Origin of the sequence: Streptomyces sp. NPDC060027 (genome assembly GCF_042737005.1) — a bacterium.
Lineage (GTDB): Bacteria > Actinomycetota > Actinomycetes > Streptomycetales > Streptomycetaceae > Streptomyces.
This window is the reverse complement of record NZ_JBHWVI010000170.1, coordinates 14,737-18,951: the sequence shown is the minus strand read 5'-3', so window position 1 is coordinate 18,951 and position 4,215 is coordinate 14,737. Positions and strand designations below refer to the sequence as shown.

Genomic DNA, 4,215 nt, shown 5'->3' with positions numbered 1-4,215 from the left:
GCCCCATGGCGCCGGTCCGGCGGAACCAGGGGCCGCACGCCCGGTCCCGGCCCGGGCGCTACGGCTCGAGCTGGGACCGCAGCCACACCTCCACCTCGCCGACGTGAGCGGCAGCCGCCGCCCGTGCCGCCTCCGGGTCGCGGGCCACCTCACCGAAGGGTGTCGTCCTCTCGAATTGGTCTGATAAATATTCGTCCCGGTAGGCAGAGAGATTTCCAGGACCGAGCTCCCGAACCCCGACCGAGGACCCCCTGTCACCGACGGAAAGGCGTTCCGTGTCCGCCACCCCCGCCCGCGTCACCGCGGTCGACACGTACGACATCCGCTTCCCCACCTCGCGCGAACTCGACGGCTCGGACGCGATGAACCCGGACCCCGACTACTCGGCGGCGTACGTCGTCCTGCGCACCGACACGGCCGAGGGAGCCGAGGGGCACGGCTTCGCCTTCACCATCGGGCGGGGCAACGATGTCCAGGTCGCCGCGATCGGCGCGCTGCGCGCGCACGTGGTCGGACGGTCCGTCGACGAGCTGTGCGCCGACCCCGGCTCCCTGTCCCGGGACCTGGTCGGCGACAGCCAGCTGCGCTGGCTCGGACCCGAGAAGGGCGTGATGCACATGGCGATCGGCGCCGTCGTCAACGCCGTGTGGGATCTGGCCGCCAAGCGGGCCGGCCGACCGCTGTGGCAGCTGCTCGCGGAGGCCGACCCCGCCTGGCTCGTCGGTCAGGTCGACTTTCGGTACATCACGGACGCGCTGACGCCCGAGGAGGCGCTGGCACTGCTGCGCCGGGGCCGGGAAGGAGCCGCGGGCCGCGCCGCGACGCTCCGCGCCCAGGGCTTCCCCGCGTACACGACCTCGCCCGGCTGGCTCGGTTACAGCGACGAGAAGCTCACCCGTCTCGCGGCCGAGGCGGTGGCCGGGGGATTCCGGCAGATCAAGCTGAAGGTGGGAGCGGATCTGGCGGACGACGTACGCCGCTGCCGCGTCGCCCGTGCGGTGGTCGGCCCGGACATCCGCATCGCGATCGACGCCAACCAGCGCTGGGACGTGGACGAGGCCATCACCTGGACGAAGGCGCTCGCCGAGTTCCAGCCGTACTGGATCGAGGAGCCGACCAGCCCCGACGACATCCTCGGCCACGCCGCCGTGCGCGCGGCGGTCGCCCCGGTGAAGGTCGCCACCGGGGAACACGCGCAGAACCGGATCGTCTTCAAGCAGCTCCTCCAGGCGGGCTCCGTCGACGTCCTCCAGATCGACGCGGCGCGCGTCGGCGGCGTCAACGAGAACCTCGCCGTCCTGCTCCTCGCGGCCAAGTTCGGCGTGCCCGTCTGCCCGCACGCCGGGGGCGTGGGCCTGTGCGAACTCGTCCAGCATCTCTCGATGTTCGACTTCGTCGCCCTGTCCGGCACCACCGACGACCGTGTCATCGAGTACGTCGACCATCTGCACGACCACTTCACCGACCCGGTGGTGATCCGCGACGGCCACTACACGGCACCGACCGCGCCGGGCTTCTCCGCCACCATGCGGCCCGCCTCCCTGGCGGAGTTCACCTACCCCGGCGGCACCTTCTGGGCCGCCGACCTCGCCCACCGGAACGGCAACGAACGGAAGGGAGCGGCCGTATGACGGAGATTCAGGACTTCGACGGGCTCAAGGCGCTGGTGACCGGGGGCGCTTCCGGGATCGGCAGGGCCACCGCCGACCTGCTCGCCGCCCGCGGCGCCCGGGTCGCCGTCCTCGACCTCGATCCGTCGTCCGTCGACAAGCCGCTGACCGGCCACCGTGCCGACGTCACCGACGACGCCTCCGTACGGGAGGCCGTGGCCGCCGCGGTCGCGGACCTGGGCGGCCTCGACGTCCTGGTCAACAACGCGGGCATCGGGGCCCGCGGCACCGTCGAGGACAACGGCGACGAGGAATGGCACCGGGTCCTGGACGTCAACGTCCTCGGCATCGTGCGGACGACCCGCGCGGCCCTGCCCCGCCTGCGGGAATCCGCGCACGCGGCGATCGTGAACACCTGCTCCGTCGCGGCCACCGCGGGCCTGCCCCAGCGGGCGCTGTACTCGGCGTCCAAGGGCGCCGTCCTCTCCCTCACCCTCGCCATGGCAGCCGACCACGTCCGCGAAGGCATCCGCGTCAACTGCGTCAACCCCGGCACGGTCGACACTCCATGGGTCGGACGGCTCCTCGACGCGGCCCCCGATCCGGCCGCCGAGCGCGCCGCCCTGGAGGCCCGGCAGCCCACCGGCCGCCTGGTGTCGGCACCGGAAGTCGCGGGCGCCATCGCCTACTTGGCGAGCCCCCTGTCCGGCTCCACCACGGGCACCGCGCTCGCGGTGGACGGCGGTATGCAGGGGCTGCGGCTGCGCCCGGTGGACCGGTGACCTCCCTCGGCGGGAGCGGCGTCCGCGTCAGCGGGCTGTCCTTCGGGGCCGCCGGGATCGGCAACCTGTTCACCGAGGTCACCGACGAGCAGGCGTGCGAGGCCGTCGACGCCGCCTGGGCGAGCGGCATCCGCTACTTCGACACCGCCCCGCACTACGGCCTCGGCCTCTCCGAGCGGCGCCTCGGCGCGGCCCTGCGCGGCCGGCCCCGCGCCGCGTACACCGTCTCGACCAAGGTGGGCCGCCTCCTGGAGCCCGTGGACACGGGCGGCGACGACCTGGCCGACGGCTTCGCGGTGCCCGCCACACACCGCCGCGTCTGGGACTTCAGCGCCGACGGCGTACGCAGGGGCCTGGACGCCAGCCTCGAACGGCTCGGCCTCGACCGGGTGGACGTCGTCTACCTGCACGACCCCGACGACCATGCCGAGCAGGCCTTCCGCGAGGGCTACCCCGCGCTGGAGAAGCTGCGCTCGCAGGGCGTGGTCGGGGCGATCGGCGCGGGCATGAACCAGACGGAGATGCTCACCCGGTTCGTCCGCGAGACGGACGTGGACGTGGTGCTGTGCGCGGGCCGCTACACCCTCCTGGACCAGCGCGCGCTCACCGGGCTGCTGCCCGCTGCCCAGGCCCGCGGCATCTCCGTCGTCATCGGCGGCGCCTTCAACTCCGGCCTGCTGGCGGACCCGGGACCGGGAGCGACGTACAACTACGCTCTCGCGCCCCGGGAGTTGATGGACCGCGCCCTGCGCCTGAAGGAGATCGCCGAGCGGCACGGCACCACCCTGCGCGCCGCGGCCCTCGCCCTCCCGGCCGCCCACCCGGCCGTCGCGAGCGTTCTGGTCGGCGCCCGCTCGGCCGACGAAGTCCGTGACTGCGTACGGCAGTCCGTCACGCCGGTACCCCCGGACTTCTGGCAGGAACTGCGCGCGGAGGGCCTGCTGCCCGCCGGTGCTCCGCTCCCCGTGCGGGAACTGCCGTGACCGTCGACGCGCACCACCATGTCTGGGACCTGTCGGTCCGCGACCAGCCGTGGATCACGGGCCCCGAACTCCAGCCTTTGCGGCGGAACTTCGGGATCACGGACCTCGCACGGGTGGCCGGGTCCGCAGGTGTGGACCGTACCGTTCTCGTGCAGACGGTCACCGTGGCCGAGGAGACCCCGGAGTTCCTCGCTCTCGCGGAGGAGAGTCCGCTGGTGGCGGGCGTGGTCGGCTGGACCGACCTGACCCGGCCGGACGTCGCCGAGGAACTCGCGCGGCTCCTGGAGATGCCCGGCGGCCGTCGTCTCAGAGGCATCCGCCATCAGGCCCAGGCCGAGAGCGACCCCGGTTGGCTGCTGCGGCCGGACGTGCGGCGCGGGCTGGCCGCCGTCGCGGAGGCGGGGCTCGTCTACGACCTGGTCGTCCTGCCGCACCAGTTGCCCGCCTGCGCACTGGCGGCCGCGGATCACCCCGGACTGACCTTCGTGCTGGACCACTTGGGCAAGCCGCCGATCGCCGGCGGCGTCGTGGACCCCTGGGCGGGTGCCGTCCGTGAACTGGCGGCACTGCCCAACACCGTGTGCAAGCTCTCCGGGATGGTCACCGAGGCGGACCCCGCACGGTGGACGCCGGACGACCTGCGGCCCTACGCCGACACGGTCCTGGAGGCCTTCGGCCCCGAGCGCATGATGTTCGGCTCCGACTGGCCGGTGTGCACACTCGCCGCGACCTACGGCCAGGTCCTGCGGACGGCCGAGGAGCTGACGGCGGGCCTGGCCGAGAGCGAGCGGCACGCCGTCTTCACCGGAACCGCCACCCGCGTCTACGGCGTCTGACCCC

4 protein-coding genes and 1 pseudogene are annotated in these 4,215 nt (G+C 73.3%); 4 read left to right on the top strand and 1 reads right to left on the bottom strand.

The window, feature by feature from the left end:
• Positions 1–58: 58 nt before the first annotated feature.
• A pseudogene (locus ACFWBT_RS31540) lies at positions 59–148 on the bottom strand (GntR family transcriptional regulator); the annotation flags it as partial.
• Between the two features lie 127 nt (positions 149–275).
• Between ACFWBT_RS31540 and ACFWBT_RS31535 the strand changes: the two are divergent.
• Genes ACFWBT_RS31535 through ACFWBT_RS31520 form a run of 4 tightly spaced genes read left to right on the top strand, consistent with a single transcriptional unit; the run spans position 276 to position 4,211 of the window.
• The gene (locus ACFWBT_RS31535) at positions 276–1,631 is read left to right on the top strand and encodes an enolase C-terminal domain-like protein (protein WP_385706394.1); all 1,356 of its coding nucleotides are present in this window, start codon (positions 276–278) and stop codon (positions 1,629–1,631) included.
• Positions 1,632–1,636: 5 nt separating this feature from the next.
• Positions 1,637–2,392: an SDR family NAD(P)-dependent oxidoreductase gene (locus tag ACFWBT_RS31530; RefSeq protein ID WP_385706395.1), complete on the top strand. Its 756-nt coding sequence runs from the start codon at positions 1,637–1,639 to the stop codon at positions 2,390–2,392.
• Positions 2,389–3,375, top strand: a complete 987-nt coding sequence (locus ACFWBT_RS31525; protein WP_385706393.1) for an aldo/keto reductase — start codon at positions 2,389–2,391, stop codon at positions 3,373–3,375. Before ACFWBT_RS31530 ends, ACFWBT_RS31525 begins: the two co-directional genes overlap by 4 nt.
• A complete protein-coding gene (locus tag ACFWBT_RS31520; protein WP_385706392.1) occupies positions 3,372–4,211 on the top strand; it encodes an amidohydrolase family protein in 840 nt (279 codons plus the stop codon). Before ACFWBT_RS31525 ends, ACFWBT_RS31520 begins: the two co-directional genes overlap by 4 nt.
• Positions 4,212–4,215 lie beyond the last annotated feature (4 nt).